Source organism: Pseudomonas sp. GW821-FHT05D12 (assembly GCF_059419825.1).
In genome coordinates this window covers 496,708-518,824 of record NZ_JBWKSN010000002.1, presented here as the reverse complement: position 1 = coordinate 518,824, position 22,117 = coordinate 496,708, and the positions used below count along the sequence as shown (strand labels likewise).

The window sequence follows — 22,117 nt, the reverse complement described above, 5'->3', positions numbered from 1 at the left end:
AGCGTCGAGCCTACAACCCAAGCTCCGATAACCCCGGATGCTCATCCGGGCGCCGGCCCAGCGGCCAGTGGAACTTGCGCTCGCTTGCCTTGATCGGCAGGTCGTTGATGCAGGCAAAACGGTTGGCCATCAGGCCGTTTTCGTCGAATTCCCAGTTTTCATTGCCGTACGAGCGGTACCAGTTGCCCGAGTCGTCATGCCATTCATAGGCATAGCGCACGGCGATGCGGTTATCGGTAAAGGCCCACAGTTCCTTGATCAGCCGATACTCCAGCTCCTTGGCCCATTTGCGTGTGAGAAAAGCCTGGGCTTCCTCGCGGTTGTGCACGAACTCGGCGCGGTTACGCCACTGGGTGTCCGGCGTGTAGGCCAGCGACACGCGTTGCGGGTCCCGGGAGTTCCAGCCGTCTTCAGCCAGGCGCACCTTTTCGATGGCCGAGGCATGGGTGAACGGTGGCAACGGTGGGCGTGATTCTGCGGCAGAAGACATGGGGGCAGCTCCTTGGACGGATTGATCGAAAGTGGCGGACCTGGGGGATTAAAGCCCGAGTAACGTTCGCGCCATGCAGCGCGCGTTATCGGCAGCCGTTGAATCGCCCATGACCAATGCCACGGTAATGGCGCCATCGATCAGGATCAGCAAGTGCGCGGCCTGCCGTTCGGGGTCGGGGGTGCCATGTGCTTCACACAGTTCAAGTACGTACTCGAACAGTTTCTGTTTGTGCGCTTTGGCCAGCAGGCGGACCGGGTCTTGCGGGTCGCCGGTTTCGCCACTGGTATTGATAAAGGCGCAACCGCGAAAGTCCGCCGAGCCGAACCAGGTTTCAAGCGCGCTGAACACGGCCAGCAGGCGTTCGCCGCTGCCCTCGGTACGTTCCACTTCAGTGCGCAACCAGTGCATCCAACGCTCATCGCGGCGGTGCAGGGCGGCAATGACAAGTTCATCTTTATTGGCGAAGTAACGGTAAATACTTTTGCGCGAGACCCCGGCGGTTTTCACCAGCAAGTCCATGCCCGTGGCGGCGATGCCATGGCGATAGATCAACTTCTCGGTGACGTCGAGGATAATGTCGCGGGTATCATTGCGCAGTGAGTCGTTCATGTGACGAACAGTAGAACGATCGTTCTTCTTGGTCAATTAAATTTTTTCCATCGGCGACGACGAGACCTGAGCACCCCCATGGTGTAAGCTCGGGGCCTCTTCGGATTCGACCCATTGCGAGCCTTATGCCGTCGTTCTTCAAACGCTCCCTGTTGCCCAAACTGCGCGGTTTTCCTCTCTCTCCCGACGCTATCGACGTGCTGTCCGGCGCGGACGCCTTCCGCCGCTGCCTGCTGGAACAGATCCCCCGGGCCACCCGGCGTATCTACATCGTCGCGCTGTATTTGCAGCAGGACGAAGCGGGGCAGGAAATCTACGACGCCCTGCACGCCGCCAAGGCGGCGCGGCCGGAATTGGACATCGTGGTGGTGGTCGACTGGCTGCGCGCGCAGCGCGGGCTGATCGGCGCCGGCAAACAACCGGGCAACAGCGCCTGGTACCAGGCCATGACGCAAAGCCACAGCAGCGAAGTACCGGTGTACGGCGTGCCGGTGCAAACCCGCGAACTGTTCGGTGTGTTGCACCTCAAGGGCTTTGTGATCGACGACAGCGTGCTGTACAGCGGCGCCAGCCTCAACAACGTGTACCTGCACAAGTTCGACAAATACCGCTTCGACCGTTACCACCTGATCCACAGCCAACCGCTGGCCGACTCCATGCAACATCTGGTGGAGCATGGCTTGGTGGCGTCCAAGGCCGTGCATCGCCTGGACCTGCCGAACCCGCCGACGACGCGCAGCCTGCGCAACGACATCGGCGACCTGCGCAGCCGCCTCAAACACGCGGCCTACGACACCACGGCGGGACAATTGCCCAACGGCCACCTGTCTGTCAGCCCGCTGTTGGGGGTGGGCAAGAACAACCCATTGAACCGGGTGATTCTCGAGCTGATCGCCAGCGCCCAGCATCAACTGACCATCTGCACGCCGTACTTCAACCTGCCTTTGCCGGTCACCCGGGAAATCAACCGTGCGCTGGCGCGCGGGGTCAAGGTCGACATTATCGTGGGCGACAAGACCGCCAACGATTTCTACATTCCGCCGAGCGAGCCATTCAAGGTGATCTCGGCCCTGCCTTACCTGTATGAAATCAGCCTGCGCCGTTTCGCCAAGCGCCATCAGCCGATGATCGACAGCGGCCAATTGAACCTGCACCTGTGGCGAGACGGCGATAACACCTACCACCTCAAGGGCATGTGGATCGACCAGCGCTACACCTTGCTCACCGGCAACAACCTCAACCCACGGGCCTTCCGTCTCGACCTGGAAAACGCCTTGCTGCTCGACGACCCGCAAGGCCAGTGGCTCGGCCCACGGCGGACCGAACTGGCGCAGATTTTCCAGCACACCACGCGGATCGAGCGTTATCAGGATCTGCAGACACTGGTGGATTACCCGGAAGCCGTGGGCAAGTTTTTGCGTCGCGTCAGCCGCGTGCGGATCGAGCGGTTGTTGTACCGAATCCTGTAGGTCCGCGCTGAAATCATCAGCAATGCACGGGTAAAGGGCATCGGATAGCGCTTACAGTCAGCTAGCGCGTAGCGTCCCTACAGTGGCTCTCACCGTTCACGGATGGGCGGACCTGGTCCTTATGGCCGTATCCGAGAGAGCCCTGTCCTATGCTGATGTCGCTGAGCAATCCTTTTCCCATTCCTCCCGCTGCGCTGCCTCCGAGCGCAGTGACTGCTGCACCTGAGCCCGCCTGGGCTCAACCCTCCAGCCCCCGCCGGCGGCGCGCCGCTGTCGCGCAGCCGTCCATACCCGATGACAAGTGGACGCGATTACCCGCCCAGGATCGCGGCCGTGCCGCCGCTGCCGACGCCCAGTTGGCTGAGCGCATCGCTGCCGCTGAAATCAGCGGCCACACCTTGGTCGAGGTGCCGCCGGACAGCCGCCCGGGCCCTGCGCTGCGCCTGTACCAGCAGTTGCTCAATCGCCCACTGTTGCAGCAGTGGATGGTCGAGCAGCGCCTTGAACCGGCAACCCTGACGTTCCACCGTGACCATGTCGAGGGCTATGCTGACCATGAGGGCGTGCGCAGCGCAGTCCGCTTCAGCCTGACCGACAACTCCGGTTGGAACGAGGTTTCGCGCACCTTGCGGCCGCTTCGCGAACTGCTCGACCCTACCGACCAGGGGCTGCCTTTTATCGGGCAAGACGACGCGCTATGGCTGCCGCGCCCATTGGTCAGCCACGTCAACGCAGGTGCCCTTGAGCAGACATGGCAGGTGATCGGCGAACTGGAGGAGCGCGATGACCTGGCCGATCGCCTTGAGGCCGAGCTTGAGCATCTGCCGCCGGCAGCGCGCACGGACTGGTCGAGCCATGCCAGCGAAGTCGCACCGGCCTCGGCCTTGCCCCGGGACAGCGAGGCTGCCATGCAGCGCTTGCAGCAGTTCGTCGCGCGTGCAGACATGACCCGCCTGCTTGAGCGCGAAGGTGTCACCTGGCCGGACGCGCTGTTTCGAGTGTCTGAGGGCCGCCTGGAATGCCTGAGCCCGGTCGGCGGCTGGTTGGACCTGACCCACCACATCGACGCAGAGCGTGCATTGGGCGAGGAGCTCAAGGCGCTGACCGCACTCAGCGTGCCGTTGGGCAATAGCGTGTATTCGACGCCCCGTCAGGATATTCGCCAACTGCTGGATCTGAAGGGGCTGGGCTCGCCGCGCAACGTGGAAGAAACCCGCAATGTGATTGCCTGGCTACGCACTTCTTTGCCGACGCCGCCACCCCTGGGGGACTACGGCGCCTTGCTCACGCAGCCATGGACGCCCGGCGCCCTGACCGAGCAGGACCGGCAAAATGTGAGTGCGATGGCCCGTACCCGCCTGGGCGGCACGCAGTTTCGTGCACTGTCGAATGTCACGCTGCAAGCGCTGCAGGCGGATCCGCAGGGCCACCTGGACAGGCTGCTCGACAGCCCGGACGCCTTGGCATTCGCCGAACAGCTGGCCAGCGCGCTGCAGTGGCCGGTCGGCCCAGGCGGTGCCGTGGCGTTGCCCAAGGTGTTGCGCCAACAGTTGGTGATTGCCGCGATCAAGCTGCAGGTCGACCGCGTTATGCCCGGCAAGCCTGGCGAGGTCGGCGGTTATTCGATCTACCAGCCCTCGAACATGGGCCGCAGTTTCAGCGCCGTGCGCCGTGATATCGAGCGTCATCTGCAGCACAAAGGCCTGGACCCCAAGCTGGCGGTCGTGGCGACCCAGCTCTGCCTGGCCCAGGCAGCGCCGGAAATGCTGGTGCACGATGTGCCGGAATCGGTGCACCTCGGCACCCCGGCCTGGATGGAATTGCGCCTGGGCTGCGCACTGGCCGATCACCACGCGCCGGGGACGTCGAGAAGGATGAACGAGCAACAGGTCAGTGCCCTGACCACGCTGGCGCCCACCAGCGACGAGCAGGCCACGCTGATGCAACTCAATGCGCTGAAGATTCTCGCGGACTGGGGGGTGTTGAACGGCAGCGTCAGGCAGCGCAGTGACGGTGAATACTCGCAGGCGGATATCGAGGACGCCGCGCGGGCATTTTTCAAACAGCGGGAAGAGGCCGCCGGCGCCTTCACGCGTGCGAGCGCGCCGCTGCCGACGCGCAGGGCCCTGGCCGTCAAGGAGCTGTTGCGTGTGTTTCCTGGCACCACCCCGGCCGAGCTGGAAAACATCAGTGTGCAACTGGCCAGCGCCGAGGACCGGCGCAACCTGCCGATCTCGGAGCCGCGCACCCGCTCGTTGGTCGAAACCTACATGACGGGCGACCTCACGCCGGGCAAATGGGTGCTCGGCGAAGACATGCCCGCATCGCCGCCTGCGACCAGGACACCTTACCAGCCCGCCAGCACACCGCAGATTCCCGAAGCGGCGCGCACCCGGCTCGACACGCTTATTCGTCGCCTGCCTGAACTCGACGGGGCGCTGAAGACTTCAATCGGCCAGCATCAGGATCAGCTTCAGCAGGCCTATGCCATCAAGCTCAAGCTGATGCTGGCCGAATTGCCGCTGGATGATCGAAGGTTGCTGGAACTGGGCAAGGTCGAGCTGTTCACCTTGCGTGCCGAAACCGGTGTGACCGAACACAGCGAAACCGCAGCGCTGAGACTCGCGCGCAGGGCGCGACAAGGCACCTTGATGCGTGTGGAGCATGGACCCGAGGTGGTGTATTTCGAGCTGTTCGCCCAGGGCAAGATCATCAAGCGCACGGATTTGCCCAAGACCATCGAGCTGGATGGCGTCATTCGTCGTGAGCGCTATCCATCACCGCGTGGCTTTGTGTATTTGCCGGTGGTGCGCGGTACACGGATGCCTCTCGATCTCGAGGCCTATGCCGGCGGCGCTCCGACGGGACCCAATGTGAAGCCCTCGACGGTCATCGTGGAGCGGTTGGGACCTCAGTTTCCTGCGCGCGAATTGCCCGCCAACCATACGGCGCAATCCTACGTGCCGGACACTTATGCCTCACGAAAGACGCAAAGCATTGCCGACAGGATTGCCCAGGACAATTTTTACCAATCCACCGAGTCGATGTTGCAACGCGCAAGCGAACCGCTGCCACTGGAGCGACGCCGCGAAGAGCGGGCCCGCGAGCATGCATTTCTGTTGGGGTTCGTACCCTTCGTGGGCGCGTATCAGGAGTTCAAGCAAGGCAATATCGGTGCCGGCCTGGCTAACCTCGCGCTGGATGTTGTCGGCGTGGCCATTGGCGCGGGCGGGCAAGCGCGTGGGCTGATCCGATCGGCCAAGGCCCTGGTGCCGAGTCGGCTGGCCACGCGGTTCAAGCCTGCTGCTGTAACGTTGGCGCCGTTAAAGTCTGCAGCAAGCTTCAGCGACCGTGCGTTCGACTTCGTCCGGCAGTCCGCTTTGTTCAGCAGTGCGGCGCTGAATCCGTTGGATGGTTACCCGCAGTTGATCAATGCCGCGATCAAGGGGGTGGTGAAGTTGCCTGTATTGCTGGCCGGGGGCGCGTTGAAGTGGGGCAAGGTGATGCCGCATATGGTCACGGCCGAGGAGAAGCTGCGCGCCTATTTACTCATCGCTGCCGGGCAGGCGAGCAGTACTGAGGCATCTGGCGGCATGCCGACAGCGGGAAGGGCTGGGCGCTATGAAGCGGTGGACGTGCACGCGGCACCTTACAATGGCCGCTGGTATGCGATTGACCCGCGCAGTGGCAAACCTTTCGGCACGCCACTGAACGGGTTCCAGCCGGCCCGTTGAGCCGCCGACCTCCCGCGCCCGGCGCGGGAGGTCAGGTGCGCCTGATCAGTTCAGGCCCAGCTTGCCGCGCAGGGTCGACAGGTCTTCGGCCAGGGTGTTGACCGGGCCAACCAGCGCCTTGCGATCGTTTTCCTTGACCTTGTCGTAGGTTTCAAAGCCGCCGTCCTTGGTCTTGTACTTGGCCAGGATCTTGTCCACGGTGGCGAAGTTCTTGTCGACCTTGGCCAGGAACGCCTTGTCCTGCTTCTCGATCTGGCCACGGAACAGGTCGACGATTTTCTTCGCGCCGTCGATGTTGCCCTGAAAGTCGTAAAGGTCGGTGTGGCTGTAGCGGTCTTCTTCGCCGGAGATCTTGGTAGCGGCGACTTCTTCCAGCAGCGCTGCGGCGCCGCCGACGACTTTTTCCGGTGGGAAGGTCAGGCCATCGACGCGGGTCTTGAGATCATTGACGTCGGTGTTGAGCTTGGCGGTCAGCGTCTCCAGGCCCTTGGTGGTGTTCTGCGAGAACAGCACGTACTCGATGCGGTGGAAACCGGTGAAGTCTTCGGCCGTCACGCCTTTCTCGTGGTCGTCGACACGGGAGTCGATCGAGGCATCCAGGTCACTGAACAGCTCGGCGATCGGCTCGATGGACTCGTAGTGCACACGGGTCGGTGCGTAGAGCTTCTTGGCGGTGGCCAGGTCGCCCTTGTTGATGGCGTCGGTGAACGCCTGGGTCTGGGTCACCAGCTCGCCGATTTCTTCGGTGACGTAGATCTTGTAGTCCGAAACCGGGCCTACCAGGTCCAACGGCGCCGTGGCGGCGAAGGCTGCCAGCGGCGAGAGGGTCATAAACAACGACAACGCGAGGGTCGACTTCTTCATGGGACGGTTTCCGCTCTGGGTTTGTTTTAGGTGTTGGCAGTGGTTTGAGGATGCGTTGCAGCGAGCAGCGTGCGCCCAATGAAATCCTTGGGCCCGGTGACGCCTGGCAAGGTGAAGAAATACCCGCCGCCGACCGGCTTGAGGTACTCCTCCAGGGGCTCGCCGTTGAGCCGGGTTTGCACACTGATAAAACCTTTCTCCAGATCAGCCTGGTAGCAGATGAACAGCAGCCCCATGTCCAGCTGACCGTTTTTATTCACGCCGTTGGAGTAGTTGAACGGCCGACGCAGGATCAGGTTGGCCTGAGTCTGCGGGGTGCGCGGGTTGGCCAGGCGGATGTGGGCATCGAGCTTGGTCAACTTGCCTTCGGGGTCCTTGCTGTAGTCCGGCACCTGGGTTTCCTGATGGCCGTCCATGGGCGCGCCCGTGGTCTTGACGCGGCCGATGATGCTTTCCTGCTCCTGCAGCGGCGTGCGGTCCCAGCGTTCGACGAAATTGCGGATGATGCGCACGGCCTGGTAGCTGCCATTCACGGCCCAGGCGGGTTCGTCGCTGCCGGGCTGCACCCAGACGATCTGGTTCATCGCCGTGTCGTCGTTGGAGTTCGGGTTGGCCGAGCCGTCACGGAAACCGAGGAAATTGCGCGCGCTCTGCGCCGGCTCTCCGGGTTTGCTCGGTGCCTGGGGCGGCACGCTGCCTTCTTGCTTCCAGCGCACCAGCAGCAGGTCGGGCAGGTTCTTCACGATGTCGCGCAGGGCGTGGATATTGGTGTCCGGGGTGTTCGAGCTGAACTGCAGGCTCAGGTCGCCATGGCACTGCGCCGGTTCCAGCGCATCGTTGGGGAAACCGACCATGCGGCTCAGGCGCTTGGGTTTGGCGGCGGTGAGGCCAAAGCGCTCATCGAACAGCGATTCGCCAACGGACACGGTGATGGTCAGGTTGTCCGGGGTGACCACCGGGCCGAGAATCCCGGAATCGGTGGGCGGCAACTTCGGATCGACTTGCGGCACAGTGCCGCCGGTCATCAGGAAGCTGATGCGCTCGTTCAAGGTGCGGAACAGGCGCTCCAGGTCCTCGCGGTCGCTGGCCAATACATCGAATGCCACCAGCATCCCGCAGGCCGGGCGCGGGGTGACGATGCCGCTCTGGTGCTTGCCGAAATAATCGTGGTGGTCCTGGGTCTTGTCACTGCGCGGTGCGGTGGTGACTTGCTCGGCGGCGGCCGCCATGGCCGGGCAGGTCAGGGTACTGCCGGCAATCGCGGCACCGGTCGCGGCCATGCCCAGCAGGACACGGCGGCGCTGTACGGAAAATTGTTCTGAATCACTCATGGGTACGGTCGTCTTCACTGCAGGCCGGAGAGGCCAAGGGCTGGGTCAATTCCATCGAGTGCAGCGGCCAGAGCCTTGGCCTTGTCGGCGATCTGCTTGCGCTGATCGGCGGTGACGCTGTCATACGTCGCGTAGCTTTTGTCGACCTTCAAGCCTTGCAACTCGGCATCGAAGGCGGCGAGGGCGCTGTCGACTTTCGGCAGCAGGTCAGCGGCGGATTTGGTCAATAGCGGACGCATCAGCTCGACCACTTTGTGCGCGGCTTCGAGGTTGGCGGCAAAGCCATTCAGGTCGATATGGCTGTAGCGCTCTTCCTCACCGCTGAGGGCGCGCACGTCGGCGAGGCTGTTGAGGTTGCGCACCACGATGCCCACCAGTTGCTCCGGCGGCAGCGACTGGGCCAGCAACTGCTGCTTGAGCGTAGTAACGTCGGTCAGCAGGCGCTGCGCAACCGGGGCCAGGCCCTCGACGGTGCGTTGCTGGAACAGGCTGTATTCGAGGCGGTGGAAGCCGCTGAAGGCCGGGTCCTGTTCGCGCTTTTCGAAGTAATCGGCACGCGCGTTGATGGCGTTGTCCAACTCGGCCAGGCGCTGTGACGCCGGCGCCAACCGTTGATAAGCCTCGCGGGCCGGCACATACAGGGCCTGCGCCTGGGCCAGGTCACCGGCGTCGATTGCCTGCTGCAGGGCGGTCACCGCCTTGACCAGCGCGCTGCCCTGGCTGCTCAGGTACACGCGAAACTCCGACAGCGGGCCGATAAACGCCACCATCGACGGCTTGGCCTTGGCCTGGGCATCGGACTCCGCCGTTGGCGTCACATGCAAGGTGCCGCGCGGGTTGCTCAGCAAGCCGCAGGTAATCGCGTAATCGCCGGGCAACAGGTTGGCGTTGATCACCTGGCTCAGGCCCGGCGCAATGTTTTCGCGCTCTTCGACCACCAGCACGCCGTCGAGGATTTCCCATTCCACCGCCCGGTCCGAGCGGTTGATGATGCGAAAGCTCGCACGGCCAGCCGGTACGGTCAGCTCGTTCGGCTCGCAGGCGTGGCCATGAATGGTCACGGCGATTTCATTGTGGTTGGCCTGGCGCTTGCTGGCAGCCAGCTGCGAGGCGTAATAGAACAGGCCGCCGGCGGCGATCATCACGACCACCGAGCCCGCCACGGCCCAGCGCAAGGCGCGGGGTGGCGAAGCCGGTTGAGGAGTTGGGTTGGACAAAAGACGGTCCTTAATGGCTGGAAACGGAAGAGGAGGTGGCGGCAGGCTTGGCCGGTGCCGCAGGCAGGAAGAACATCACCAGGGCCACTACCAGGTAAATCAGGTAGGCGCCCAGTGTGCTGATAGTCGGTGCTTCCTGATAGCCGAACATCCCGGCCAGCACCGAGCCCAGCGGGCTGTCCATCGGCAGCACGGCGCTGAAATCGAACAAGACGGTCTGCCAGTGGTTCCACACGCCGGCTTCGTGCAGGGCCTGCACCGAGTTGGCCAGGATGCCGGCAGCCACCACCAGGATGAACAGGCCGGTCCAGCGGAAGAACGCGCCGAGGTTCAGGCGCATGCTGCCGGAGTAGATCAGGAAGCCGACGACAATCGCCAGGATCAGGCCGAGCAGGGCGCCAATCGGAGCGCCCGGGCCCTCGCTCTGCTGGAACACCGCCAGCAGGAAAAACACGGTTTCCAGGCCTTCACGGGCCACGGCAAAAAACACCATCAGGATCAGCGCCGTGACCTGGTGCTTGGAGCCGGCCAGCGCGTGATCGAGAGATTCATGCAGGGCGTGCTTGATCGAGCGCGCGACCTTGCGCATCCAGAACACCATGGAGCTGAGGATGCCCACGGCGACCAGGCCGACGATGCCTTCGAACAATTCCTGCTGTTTTTGCGGGAATTCGGCGCTGACCAGTTCCAGGCCACCACCCACCAGCAACGCGAGCGCGGCGGCGAGGAAGACGCCGATCCAGACGGCGGGCATCCACTGGCCGCGGCCGGTCTGCTGCAGGTAACTGGCGATGATGCCGACGATCAGCGCGGCTTCAATGCCTTCGCGCAGCATGATGAGAAAAGGAACAAGCATTCGGCACCGCATCATAACTAGATAGGATGCTAAGTTGTAACATAATGATACTCATTACTAAACAAGGAATATTGACGTTTGCTGAACAGCGGCTGAACGGTGGTGGCGAAGCGCAACCGCCCTTATGATGCAGGCCATCTTGTGCGCGATCGGATTGCCCAACCTCCCATGTCGGAAAAAGACACCATTTCCATCCACCTCGTGCGCGAAGCCTTGTTGCAGAGCTGCGCGCCGGGTGCGGCCAGCGTTGAAGTGCTGAACAAAGTCGGCATCGACCCGGCACTGCTCGACCAGCCCGCTGCACGGGTGTCGGCCACCACCTACGCACGTTTGTGGCGCCTGCTGGCGCGGCGCCTGGACGATGAGTTCTTCGGCATGGACCCACGCAAGCTCAAATCCGGCAGCCTGGCGTTCCTGTGTCGCGCAGCCATGGCGCAAACGAGCCTGGACGCCAGCCTGGAAACCGGACTGGGGTTTTTATCCTTGATGTTCGAGCAACTGCCCGCCCAGTTGGTGCGTCAGCAAAGCCTGGCCGAGATCGTGCTGTTGGAGCCTGAGGTCGAGCCCAAGCGGGCGTTTACCTACTTCACCTACTGGATGATAGTCCATGGCGTGGCCTGTTGGCTGGCAGGGCGACGCATCCCGATCCTGGCCATCGAACTGCGCTGCCCCCGGCCGGATTTCTGCGATGACTATCAGGTGATGTTTTCCGACAACCTACGGTTTGATCGGCCACGCACCCGCATGATCTTTTCGGCCGACTGCCTGGACCTGCCAATCAAGCGCAGCGCAGAGGAACTCAAACGCTTCCTGGCCCATGCGCCGGCCAACATCCTGGTCAAATACCGCGACCCCGACAGCCTGGCCAACCGCATCAAGCACGACCTGCGCCGAATGCCCCCCCACACCTGGCCGGAAACCGAGGGCCTCGCTACCAGCCTGTGTATCTCTGCATCAACCCTGCGCCGGCGCCTGGCGGAAGAGGGGCAGACCTACCAAGGCCTCAAGGACAGCGTGCGCAAAGAGCTGGCGATTGTCTGGCTGGCAGAACCGCAGATCAGCTTCGCGCAGATTGCCGAGCGGTTGGGGTTTGCCGATACCAGTTCGTTTTACAAGGCGTTTCGTAAATGGAGCGGATCGAATCCGGGGCATTATCGGAGTTTGATTTTGAATGAGGCTACGTAAGGCATCAGCTTTGCGCTGACGCTTGGAAGGGTGGAATTCGTGCGCCACGTTTCAACAGCCAGCCCAGGACGATTCAAGTGTGCAACATTCCAGGACCCTCCAAACAAAAAAAGCCCCGTGACCGAATGGACCACGGGGCTAAAAATTGGCTGGATGCGACCAACCAAAGGAGCGCTTAAATTACTTGGCGGTTGCTACCACCGTATCCGGCTGCCAGCCACCACCCAATGCTTTGTAGATCGCCACGATGCCGCGATACAGGTCTACTTCGGCCTGGGCCTGGGAGTCTTCGGCGGCCAGGCGTTCGCGTTGTGCGTCGAGCAGCACCAGGAAGTCCACGGTGCCTTCGCGGTAGCGGATTGCCGCGAGGTCGGCGGCGGCGCGGCTGGATTCGCTTTGACGGATCAGCGAGACCAGGCGTTGCTGGCGTTTGCCGTAGTCGCTGAAGGCGTTTTCGGACTCTTCCAGTGCGAGCAGGACTTGCTGCTCGTAGGTCGCCAGGGCGCCATCGGCCTGTGCATCGGCACCGCGCAAACGTGCGCGCACGCTGCCCAGGTCAAATGCGGCCCAGGTGATGCTCGGGCCAAGGGCCCAGGCGTTGGCGGCCGATGAGCCGATCTGCGAACCCCGCCCGGCGGTAAAGCCGAGGAAACCGCTGAGGCTGACCCGTGGGAACAGGTCGGCCTTGGCCACGCCGATACGCGCGGTGGCGGCGGCCAGTTTGCGTTCGGCGCTGAGGATGTCCGGGCGCCGTTGTAGCAGTTGCCCCGGGTCGCCGATCGGCAACGCCTTGGCAATCGCCGGCAGGTCTTTGGGGCTCAGGTCGACGGTGAGCTTGTCGGGGCGCTGGCCGAGGAGGGTGGCGATGCGGTTGCGCTCGCGCACTTGTTCGGCCTGCAATTGCGGCACGCTGGCTTCCACCGCCGCGAGGCGTGCGTCGGCACGCTCGACGTCGAGTTGGTCGCCGACCCCGGCATCGCGCAGGCTGACGGTGATGGTGCGCGAATCCTGCTGGTTCTTCAGGTTGTCCAGGGCAATGCGTTCACGCAATTGTGCGCCGCGCAGTTGACCGTAGGCGTCCACCAGTTCGGCAATCATGGTGACTTGCAGTTGGTACAGGTCGGCTTCGGCAGCCTGCTGGTCGGCGTCGGTGGCTTCCAGGTTGCGCTGGATGCGACCGAACAGGTCCAGTTCCCAGGCCATGTCCAGGCCCAGGTCGTAACGCTCGCTGTTGACGCGCTTGGTGGTCTGGCCAGGGATCTGCCCTTTGCCCAGGTCACTGCTGGCGCGGCTGGTAATTACCGGCATGGCGTCGTTGCTGGCGTCATCGCGAATCGCACGGGCAGCACGCAGGCGGGCAAAGGCGACGCGCAGGTCACGGTTACCTTGCAGCGACTGAGTCACCAACTGGTTGAGGGTCGGGTCTTCGAATTGCTGCCACCAGATGCCTTCGAACTTGGCGTGGTCGTAGTTCTTGGCGTCCACGGCGGCGGTGATATTGGCCGCCTCCGGGGTCTGGGTCTTGTAGTCCGGGCCCACGGCACAGGCGGCAAGCGCCAGTACCAGGAGGCTCGGCAGGAATATTTTCACGCTCATTGCTGTGTCTCCAGCTTCAAGGCCTTGGCCGCTTTGCGCGCGTCCTGGCGCTCCACATAACGTCGGATCAGTACGTAGAACACTGGCGTCAGCAACAGACCGAAGAAGGTCACCCCGATCATCCCGGAGAACACCGCCACACCCATGGCATGACGCATCTCGGCACCGGCGCCGCTGGACAACACCAGGGGCACTACACCCATGATGAAGGCGAACGAGGTCATCAGGATCGGCCGCAGACGCAGACGGCACGCTTCGAGTACCGCCGCCAGTGGGTCGAGACCCTCGGCCTGTTTATCCTTGGCAAACTCGACGATCAGAATCGCGTTCTTACACGCCAGGCCCACCAGTACGATCAGGCCGATCTGGGTGAAGATGTTGTTGTCGCCGCCCGAGATAATCACCCCGGTGATGGCCGACAGCAGCGTCATCGGTACGATCAGGATCACCGCCAACGGCAGGCTCCAGCTTTCGTATTGAGCGGCCAGTACCAGGAACGCCAGCAGTACGCAGAGCGGGAACACGAACAGCGCGGTGTTGCCCGAGAGGATTTGCTGATACGTCAGGTCGGTCCACTCGTAGGTCATGCCGTTGGGCAGTTCATCCTTCAACAGTTTTTCAATCGCTGCCTGGGCCTGGCCGGAGCTGTAGCCCGGTGCGGCGTTGCCGTTGATTTCTGCAGTGATGAAGCCGTTGTAGTGCATCACGCGGTCCGGGCCCGAGGTGTCGCTGACCTTGATAAAGGTCGCCAGCGGGATCATCTCGCCTTTGTTGTTACGCACTTTCAGCTGGCCGATCTGGTCTTCATCCTGGCGGAACTGCTGCTCAGCCTGCACGTTGACCTGGTAAGTACGGCCGAAGCGGTTGAAGTCGTTGGCATACAACGAACCCAGGTAGATCTGCAGGGTGTCGAAGATGTCGCTGATCGCCACGCCGTGGGTCTTGGCCTTTTCACGGTCGATGGCAGCATCGACCTGCGGCACGTTGACCGTATAGCTGGTGAACAGGCCGAACAACTCAGGTACGCCACGGCTCTTGGTGATGATGTTCTGCACTTCTTTGTACAGCTCGTCATAACCCAGGTTGCCACGGTCTTCGACCTGCAGGCGGAAGCCGCCAATCGTCCCAAGGCCCTGTACCGGCGGCGGCGGGAAGATCGCCATGTAGGCTTCTTCGATACTGCCGTATTTGCCGTTCAGTGCACCGGCAATCGCACCTGCGGACAGGCTCGGGTCTTTACGCTCCTCGAATGGCTTCAAGGTCACGAACACGATGCCGTTGTTCGGGCTGTTGGTGAAACCGTTGATCGACAGGCCGGGGAAGGCGATAGCGCTTTCCACGCCGGGCTGTTTCATGGCGATGTCAGACATGCGCTTGATCACGTCTTCGGTGCGGTCCAGGCTCGCGGCGTCCGGCAATTGCGCGAAGGCCACCAGGTATTGCTTATCCTGGGCCGGAACGAAACCGGTCGGCGTGTGGGCGAAGCCCAACCAGGTCAGCACCATCAGGCCGGCGTACAGGAACAGCGCAATGCCGCTGCCGCGAATCACCCGGCGCACGGTGCCGACGTAACCATGGCTGGCCTTGTCGAAGAAGCGGTTGAACGGTTTGAACAACCAGCCGCCGAGCAACTTGTCGAGGAACTTGGAGAAGCGGTCCTTCGGTGCGTCGTGACCTTTAAGCAATACCGCTGCCAGCGCGGGCGACAGGGTCAGCGAGTTGAACGCCGAAATCACCGTCGAGATAGCAATGGTCAAGGCGAACTGCTTATAGAACTGTCCGGTCAAGCCGCTGATGAAGGCCGCTGGAACGAACACCGCACACAGTACCAACGCGGTGGCGATGATCGGGCCGGTCACTTCGCTCATGGCCTTTTCAGTGGCCGGGAACGGTTCGAGTCCCAATTCGATGTTCCGCTCGACGTTCTCCACCACCACGATGGCGTCGTCCACCACGATACCGATGGCCAATACCAGGCCGAACAGTGACAGCGCGTTGAGTGAGAAGCCGAACAGGTGCATCACCGCAAACGTACCGATCAACGATACCGGCACCGCCACTAATGGAATGATCGAGGCGCGCCAGGTCTGCAGGAACAGGATCACCACCAGCACCACCAGGATCAGTGCTTCGAACAAGGTGTGGACCACTGCCTCGATGGAGCCGCGCACGAAGACGGTCGGGTCATAGGCGATGCGGTAATCCATGCCTTCCGGGAAGCTCTGCTTGAGCTCCGCCATCTTCGCCCGCACTTCATTGGAGATGTCGATGGCGTTGGAGCCAGGGCGCTGGAAGATCGGAATCGCCACGGCCGGCTGGTTATCGATCAACGAGCGAAGGGCGTATTGGCTGGAGCCTAACTCCACCCGCGCGATGTCTTTCAGACGGGTGATTTCGCCGTTGGCACCGGCACGGATGACGATATTCTCGAACTCTTCCTCAGTGACCAGGCGGCCCTGGGTGTTGACCGAGAGTTGGAAGCTGGTGTCATTCGGTGCAGGCTGCGCGCCCAATGCACCGGCGGCCACCTGGCGGTTCTGTTCACGAATGGCCGTCACCACATCGGTGGCGGTCAGGTTGCGCGAGGCGGTCTTGTTCGGGTCCAGCCACACACGCAGGGAGTAATCGCCCATGCCGAACAACTGCACATCACCCACGCCGCCCAGGCGTGCCAACTCATCCTTGATATTGAGGATGGCGTAGTTGGACAGGTAGAGCATGTTGTAGCGTTGGTCCGGGGAGGTGATGTGCACCACCATGGTCAGGTCGGGAGAGGCCTTGTCCACGGTAATACCGATGCGCGTCACTTCCTCAGGCAGTTTCGGCTGGGTCCGCGTCACCCGGTTCTGTACCTGCACCTGCGCGTTGTCCAGGTCGGTGCCCAGGGCGAAGGTGATGGTCAGGGTCAGCTTGCCGTCGGCGGTCGACTGCGAGGACATGTACAGCATGTTCTCGACGCCGGTGATGGCTTGCTCGAGCGGAGCGGCCACGGTTTCACCGATGACTTTGGGGTTGGCGCCCGGGAAGTTGGCGCGCACCACCACGGTCGGCGGCACGACTTCGGGGTATTCGCTGATCGGCAATTGGAACAGCGAGATCGCGCCGGCGATCAGGATCAACAGCGAGAGCACCGCTGCGAAGATCGGCCGCGAAATGAAGAACTTGGAAAAATTCATCTTGAGTCGTATCCCTTAACCGCGTGGAGTCGCAACGGCTGCGAGCTTGGGCGCGGTTTTTTCCGGCGCCACTTGCTCCAGGTTGCTGGCTTCAAGCGCTTGTCGTTGTTGTGCCAAGGCCGCGAGGGTTTCCTTGCTGGCCATCGGGATGGTTTCCGGAGCGACCGGCGACCCAGGGCGCACGCGCTGCAGGCCCTTGACAATAATGGTGTCGTCCTTGTTCAGGCCGCTGCGTACGATGCGCAAACCTTCAATCTTCGGCCCCAGTTCCACCGAGCGATACGCCGGCTTGTCGCCGTCCATCACCAGCACGAACTTCTTGCCCAGGTCAGTGCCCACGGCCTCGTCGTTGATCAGCACGGCGGAGTAGGTGCCGCTGCCGACCAGTTTCAGGCGCGCATACAGGCCAGGGGTGTATTCGCCCTTGCTGTTGTCGAACACGGCGCGACCCCGGATGGTGCCGGTGGCCGGGTTGACCTGGTTGTCGACGAAGTTCATCTGGCCCAGGTGCGGGTTGCCGGATTCGTTGGACAGGCCCAGGTAGACAGGGGTGGTAGCACCACGGCGGCCTTGGCGAGCCAGCTCGGTGTACTTGAGGAATACGCGCTCATCGGCGTCGAAGTAGGCATAGACCTTGTCGGTGGAGACCACGCTGGTGAGCGCGGTGACGTCGGCGGTCACCAGGTTGCCGGCGGTGATTTCGGCACGGCTGACGCGGCCGCTGATCGGCGAGGTCACGCGGGTGAAGCTCAGGTTCAGCTTGGCCAGGTCCAACTGCGCCTGGATCCCGGCGACGGCGGCGCGCGATTCCTGGGCGGCGGTGGTGCGCGAGTCGGCCAGTTCGGCGGAGATCGCATTGCTCTGGCGCAGGCGTTCGCCGCGCTGGGCTTCATTGTCGCTGCGCGAGGCGGCGGCTTTGGTTTGGGCCAGCTGGGCTTCGAGGCGGCGCACTTCAGCCTGGAACGGGCGCGGGTCGATCTGGAACAGCAGGTCGCCTTTCTTCACCAGGGCGCCTTCGATGAAGGCCACCTGATCGATCTGGCCCGAGACGCGTGGACGAATCTGCACGGTTTCCGGTGCTTCCAGGCGACCGGTGAATTCGTCCCACTCGTTGACCGGTTGCTCCAGCACCTTCGCCACGCTGACTTTTGCAGCTGGCATGGCGGCCGCTTGTTCCGGGGTCTTGCCGCATGCGCTCATCACCACCACGGCCAAAATCGCCAGGGGAAAGCGCAAATGTTTGAGTGACTGTTCCATGAGGTGCATCCGCCAATGTATTTGAGATGGGCGGATCATGCGCGGCGCTGTGCTATGTCACGAATCGAATGAAGCAAAGGTAACTATCATTCGGAATGATATAAGCGCGAGATTAGCCCTCTAGCATGGGGGTTTCGTTAGGGGGCTATCAATGGGCTTGATGACAAAACACTATTGCGTGCGGTGCAACTCAGGATTTCCAGGGGGGGTTTAGGTCTCGGTGTTCCGTGCAGCGTGCGCATGGAAGCGCTAAATAGGTGGCCCCACAGCGGCTGGGCGAATAGGCCTGTGATGCCCATTGGAAGTCGAGTGGCACCAGATTGATCGACGCCAAACCCGCCGAGTATGCCGGGAGCGGGCATAGCAGCGGGTGATGAATCGCCCGAGTGAGCGGCTGGCCCTATTGGAAATACACCGGCTTGTAGGAAATTGTCTTGGTCACGTAGCGTGGCTCTTCGCCTAAACCTGCCACATTTAACTCTTGCTTCACGCCATGCGTTTTGGTGACTTTTGGGGTGATCTTGTTAATCAGGTCATTTTTGAGCTTATCGTTCGCCCATCTTTCGGCACCTTCGGCAGAAAGGCCAGGTAACTTATCTTGACGGCCGATTGCCAGCTCGTTTCGCCTCTGGGTCATATAGGTGGAACCATAGTTCATGGTCACCGTGCCCTCGAAAGCCTTGACGGGGCGCTTGGTCTCTTGCTGCAGCAATCGAGCAAACGAATGACTTCCGCCCTCACCGGAGTGGCAAATCAACAACCTGATGTTGTCGTAACTCGAGGGGTCAACACCCTTGCTTTTTAATAACGCAACCAACTCTTTAGCGGAGTAGTGCGTTTGGTCGATAACCACATGGGTGCCTTGTCTCAGCAACTTGTCAACGAAATCGCGCCCATGCCCGTGGGCCACGATGTTAAGACGCTGCGGACCCTTGTAGTTGTCAACATAGGTATGCACTTCGTTGGCGATCATTTTGAGGTCTTGCATGTGATTCGGCTTAATGGCTTTGTCTTTGGCCAGGCTTTTCTGGAAGTTATTGCCCGGGGACGCAGACGCGGAAGCGGTGGCCGAGACCGGGTCATTTGCCTGAGCGGCGAAGTGCTCTATCTTTGCCCCGTAGGCACGGTTCCTGGCAGCGTCGTAGTGAAACCAATCACCGGTTTTCTCATCCTGTATGGCAGTCGTTTTGATCCGTTCAGTGCGCGTGCCGACTTTATAGGTACCTTCAGCAATATCCGCTCTTTTGACGAACTCATTGAACTGCGCATTGTTCATCCCGCTTTGTTGCAACTTGCGCAGAGTGGGGAATTTTCCGGTTGCGGCATTTGGCACTTGGCTGGCTGGCAGGCCGGGTGCCTTCCCCAGTACACCGCGACCAAATGGCCTGCTTGCCGCTCCGGCCCGTCCAACCCCTCGGGCAGCCCCGGCCGGCACACTTCGTCCTGCCCCACGCAGCGCCCCCGCGCCTTTGCCGAATGCCGCACCTGTCATGTACATGACACCATCGAATATCACATCGCTAAGCGCGGCCAGCCAATCACCGTTGACAAGGTTCATGGCGGCGGATCCACCGGGTGCCAGGCCAGTGATGAATTTGAGCCTGGCCTTGTCCTTGGCCGCCTCGTCCTCGAATGTGCTGGTTGTCTTGGTCAACTCGAACAGCTTATCGAAGCTGAAGGAGGGGAGGGAATGGCTGGAAACCCGCTCGGCAATATAGTTGCTGCGCGCGCTGGTGAAGGACGCCGGGATGGTGACGGGTAATGGGCTGGCTGCTTGCCTGGCGGCTTGATCCTTCGAAGGGGTCAGCTCTTGGATCGCCGAGCTTTCCCAGGCTTGGCCAACATCAGTGGGGGTTTCGACCCATTCGCCTTGAAGGCCTTCCTTGAAGTTTTCTTTCAGGTCGTCGCGCTTGGTTATTTGGCCTTTCTGCGATGACATTTCATAGAATTCCGGGTTGCCGTCACGCAGGGTATGGACAATCAGCCTGCGGTTGTCCATGGGTTGCGCCGGCGTGAGATCTTCATCTTCTTGTCTGCCTGCGCGAGTGAACACCGTTGTCTTACTGACTTGGCCTTCGACGAACACTCGAATTTTCCCGAACTCGAGATTTTTTCGATCTTCCAGGGGCAGCCTGGATATCTGGTTTTTTATAACGGTGGCGTGTGCGCCGATGAGGTTGTTTTTGTAGGCAGTAAACTTGTTTTTATGCTCGAGTATTGGGTCGGGTCGGTCTGCCAGTTGAGTGAGCATGCTGGTGGGGAACCGGCGGTCTTCGGAAATCCAGCGTGAAAAGACATTTGACTCAGGATTTGAAAGATAGAAATCCACCAATGAGTATCTGATTGGGGTGAGATAGGCGTGAGCACCGTGGGCTCGCCCTGCAGGCCCGTTATCCCGGAAACACTTGAGTTCGTAAGGCAATTCGACACCGAATTTTTTCTTCAGCGCCTCCAAGGCAAGCTCTCGTTGGGTCGGCACCTTGGCGGCAAGGTATCCGAGGGTTGTTTCCAGCGTCGACGTTTTGTCCTTGAATGCTTGTTTCGTCTGATCGATCTGCGCTTGCGGATAGTCGCCGTCCTCCCGGGGCGGGAGCGTACCGTGCAGTTTTCCCCATTCGATCAACGCCAGGCGGGATGTCCCCTCCTGTATGGCTTGGCCGAAATCGGTAATCGGGTCCTTGGCATCCTGCGCAAACACCTGGGCAAAAGTCATATCTGCGGTGGCGCCAGGGCTGTAGGTTTCAATGCGCGCCACCGCGGCCTTGAACGCGACCCAGGCAGTCGAGCCGTAACTCACGTCATTGGGAATGTTCTGGACCAGCAGCTCCGGCGCCGCCCGCGCCAGCAGCAGGTGCGCGGCCACGGGTGCCAACTCGGGCGATACCCGGTTGAGCTGGACGAGATGGTCGGCGAGGCCCTGTTTGATCGTCACCAGGGGCGTTCCACTGAAACGGTCGTCTGCCAGGTTGTATCCCGCCACATGGTTTGGCTTTGGATGAAACAGGCTTTCCTTGTCCAGGGTGGTCGCAATGGCGGTCAGGACCCAGTCATGGGGGGTGCTGGTTTTCCAGGTGTCGCCCATCTTGGCCTTCAGGGCGGATTCGAGTTCGCGGGCCTTGGGCGTATTGACTATTTTTTCTATGACTTGCAGAGGATTACGCAATTCGCTGGTGGAAAATTGCATGTTTTTCGCCAGGTAGCCCAGCGCACCGCGTCGATCCGGACGTGACGTCCCATCGTTGCTCAGGGTCGGCAGGTTAAGGTTGTAGTTGAAGTGGCTGTAGACGGTTTTTTGTTCGTAATTCTCCAGCGGCACGGGCCAGGACAAGGCTCCGCCGAGGCTGCCGAGTTTCGAGACCGGCAGCGGTGCGCTGCTGATGACGTTCCTGACGTTCTCGAGTTCTGCCACGGTTTTTGGCAGGATCCAATTGTTCGCAAGCATAAACTGCTCGAGGGTCGGCGCCGTGGTGTCACCCAATTGTCTCTGCTGGCTGAACGACGAGTCGGGATCCACCGCCATCGTGGTGTTCTTCAAGGCCTCTTCGACCTGGCGAGACCCACTGTTCACCAGGTGCGTCAATTTGGCGGACAACCCATGCATATCGGCGAGATCACCTCGCGCAGTTTTTTCGTCGTCAAGTATGCCCAGGTCGGCTGCAGGTGCCATTTGACTGTCTGGATCGTTAGCCGCGTTTTTCCGGAACACTTGGGTCTGCGCCAACTCATTGGCTCGCGCCGCATTGCCATTGGCGTCTTCTCCATAGAAATTCGCCACGACAAACAGAGGCGCGGATGAGTGACTGCCGGGGGTGACGATCAAGGGGTTGTTGCCTGCCGCCACAACGCCTGCCGCGCGCAGCACGGGGGCAACGAGCGTGTCCCATAACGGGTCTTTATCCGCGGCCCTGAACGTCTCGCGACGGCCACTGGCAGTCGCGGTGAGATGGCCGAAGGAACTGATCGACAGCGGCTTGGACAGATCAATATGTTTGGCGCTCGCCCATTCCACGAACTGGGGGTTTTCAAGCAGTTTGTGCAGGTGGCCCCACCACTGGCCGAATGTCGATTGCGGCGGTATGCCGTTGATAGTGTCCGTACCGTCAAATGAAGGCCCGTTCCGGGCGATGTTCTGCGCGGCCGTGGCAAATAACAGCGCGAGGTCTTTGTCGCCCTTGGCTTCGGGGCGGGCGTCCGGGGCTTGATCGGCGGTGTGTGCCGCGTTGCCGGTGCCGGCTGTCGGGAGAGGGGGGATGGCGGTTGTTGGCGGAAGAGGGCGTGCTGGCGTGACAGTCGGCTGGGTGACGGTCGCTGATAGGCTCATGCAGTGTTA

At 61.6% G+C, this 22,117-nt stretch carries 13 protein-coding genes; 3 read left to right on the top strand and 10 right to left on the bottom strand.

Annotation, left to right across the window (positions count from 1 at the left end):
- Positions 1 to 10: 10 nt before the first annotated feature.
- Together AC07SI_RS05385 and AC07SI_RS05380 are read right to left on the bottom strand one after the other, a co-directional pair.
- Entirely contained in the window at positions 11 to 490 is a 480-nt protein-coding gene (locus AC07SI_RS05385; protein WP_213551490.1) for a nuclear transport factor 2 family protein, read from the bottom strand.
- Between the two features lie 48 nt (positions 491 to 538).
- Positions 539 to 1,102, bottom strand: coding sequence for a TetR/AcrR family transcriptional regulator (locus tag AC07SI_RS05380; protein WP_065905015.1), 564 nt, complete (start codon positions 1,100 to 1,102; stop codon positions 539 to 541).
- 125 nt (positions 1,103 to 1,227) lie between these two features.
- Between AC07SI_RS05380 and pssA the strand changes: the two genes are divergently transcribed.
- Together pssA and AC07SI_RS05370 are read left to right on the top strand one after the other, a co-directional pair.
- Positions 1,228 to 2,571, top strand: coding sequence for a CDP-diacylglycerol--serine O-phosphatidyltransferase (gene pssA, locus AC07SI_RS05375; protein ID WP_120448508.1), 1,344 nt, complete (start codon positions 1,228 to 1,230; stop codon positions 2,569 to 2,571).
- A 209-nt stretch (positions 2,572 to 2,780) separates the two neighbouring features.
- Positions 2,781 to 6,305: a hypothetical protein gene (locus tag AC07SI_RS05370; protein ID WP_495005315.1), complete on the top strand. Its 3,525-nt coding sequence runs from the start codon at positions 2,781 to 2,783 to the stop codon at positions 6,303 to 6,305.
- Between the two features lie 45 nt (positions 6,306 to 6,350).
- Here the strand turns inward: AC07SI_RS05370 and efeO (AC07SI_RS05365) are convergent, their stop codons facing one another.
- The 4 genes from efeO (AC07SI_RS05365) to efeU are packed head-to-tail and all read right to left on the bottom strand — an operon-like array spanning position 6,351 to position 10,573.
- Positions 6,351 to 7,169 carry an iron uptake system protein EfeO gene (efeO, locus tag AC07SI_RS05365; protein WP_106804004.1) on the bottom strand — a complete coding sequence of 273 codons (819 nt, stop codon included), beginning with the start codon at positions 7,167 to 7,169 and terminating at the stop codon, positions 6,351 to 6,353.
- 26 nt (positions 7,170 to 7,195) lie between these two features.
- Positions 7,196 to 8,500, bottom strand: a complete 1,305-nt coding sequence (gene efeB, locus AC07SI_RS05360; protein WP_495005314.1) for an iron uptake transporter deferrochelatase/peroxidase subunit — start codon at positions 8,498 to 8,500, stop codon at positions 7,196 to 7,198.
- A gap of 14 nt (positions 8,501 to 8,514) precedes the next feature.
- Entirely contained in the window at positions 8,515 to 9,717 is a 1,203-nt protein-coding gene (gene efeO, locus AC07SI_RS05355; protein WP_120448510.1) for an iron uptake system protein EfeO, read from the bottom strand.
- A gap of 10 nt (positions 9,718 to 9,727) precedes the next feature.
- Complete coding sequence (efeU, locus tag AC07SI_RS05350; protein ID WP_106804002.1) at positions 9,728 to 10,573, bottom strand: iron uptake transporter permease EfeU; 846 nt, start codon at positions 10,571 to 10,573, stop codon at positions 9,728 to 9,730.
- Between the two features lie 168 nt (positions 10,574 to 10,741).
- Between efeU and AC07SI_RS05345 the strand changes: the two genes are divergently transcribed.
- Positions 10,742 to 11,758: an AraC family transcriptional regulator gene (locus tag AC07SI_RS05345; RefSeq protein WP_495005313.1), complete on the top strand. Its 1,017-nt coding sequence runs from the start codon at positions 10,742 to 10,744 to the stop codon at positions 11,756 to 11,758.
- Positions 11,759 to 11,938: 180 nt separating this feature from the next.
- Here AC07SI_RS05345 and AC07SI_RS05340 read toward each other — a convergent pair whose 3' ends face one another.
- The 4 genes from AC07SI_RS05340 to AC07SI_RS05325 all read right to left on the bottom strand — a co-directional run bounded on the left by AC07SI_RS05340 (position 11,939) and on the right by AC07SI_RS05325 (position 22,108).
- A complete protein-coding gene (locus tag AC07SI_RS05340; protein ID WP_120448512.1) occupies positions 11,939 to 13,354 on the bottom strand; it encodes an efflux transporter outer membrane subunit in 1,416 nt (471 codons plus the stop codon).
- Positions 13,351 to 16,530 (bottom strand): efflux RND transporter permease subunit, encoded by a 3,180-nt coding sequence (locus AC07SI_RS05335; protein WP_495005312.1) that lies wholly within the window; start codon positions 16,528 to 16,530, stop codon positions 13,351 to 13,353. Before AC07SI_RS05335 ends, AC07SI_RS05340 begins: the two co-directional genes overlap by 4 nt.
- A 15-nt stretch (positions 16,531 to 16,545) precedes the next feature.
- Positions 16,546 to 17,787, bottom strand: coding sequence for a multidrug efflux RND transporter periplasmic adaptor subunit MexE (gene mexE, locus AC07SI_RS05330; RefSeq protein ID WP_495005311.1), 1,242 nt, complete (start codon positions 17,785 to 17,787; stop codon positions 16,546 to 16,548).
- A gap of 400 nt (positions 17,788 to 18,187) precedes the next feature.
- The gene (locus AC07SI_RS05325) at positions 18,188 to 22,108 is read right to left on the bottom strand and encodes a hypothetical protein (protein WP_495005310.1); all 3,921 of its coding nucleotides are present in this window, start codon (positions 22,106 to 22,108) and stop codon (positions 18,188 to 18,190) included.
- Positions 22,109 to 22,117: the final 9 nt, after the last annotated feature.